The 559-nt window shown below is 51.5% G+C and carries 1 rRNA gene; it reads right to left on the reverse strand.

From position 1 onward, the window contains the following. A 23S ribosomal RNA gene (locus FOT98_RS31305) occupies positions 1-559 on the reverse strand; the annotation flags it as partial.

A 559-nucleotide genomic window follows, 5' to 3' on the forward strand; every position in this document is an offset into this window, starting at 1 on the left:
TGTACCAAAATTCAATATCAGGCTACAGTAAAGCTCCACGGGGTCTTTCCGTCCTGTCGCGGGTAACCTGCATCTTCACAGGTACTATAATTTCACCGAGTCTCTGGTTGAGACAGTGCCCAAATCGTTACACCTTTCGTGCGGGTCGGAACTTACCCGACAAGGAATTTCGCTACCTTAGGACCGTTATAGTTACGGCCGCCGTTTACTGGGGCTTCAGTTCAGAGCTTCGCTTACGCTAACCCCTCTCCTTAACCTTCCAGCACCGGGCAGGTGTCACCCCCTATACTTCGCCTTACGGCTTCGCAGAGAGCTGTGTTTTTGCTAAACAGTCGCTTGGGCCTATTCACTGCGGCTTTCCGTTAAGAAAGCACCCCTTCTCCCGAAGTTACGGGGTCATTTTGCCGAGTTCCTTAACCAGAGTTCTCTCGCACACCTTAGGATTCTCTCCTCGCCTACCTGTGTCGGTTTGCGGTACAGGCACCTTTTATCTCGCTAGAAGCTTTTCTTGGCAGCGGGGAATCAAAGACTTCGCTCCATAAGGAGCTTCCCCATCACA

Source organism: Bacillus sp. HY001, assembly GCF_007558965.1.
Taxonomy (GTDB): domain Bacteria; phylum Bacillota; class Bacilli; order Bacillales; family Bacillaceae_G; genus Bacillus_A; species Bacillus_A mobilis.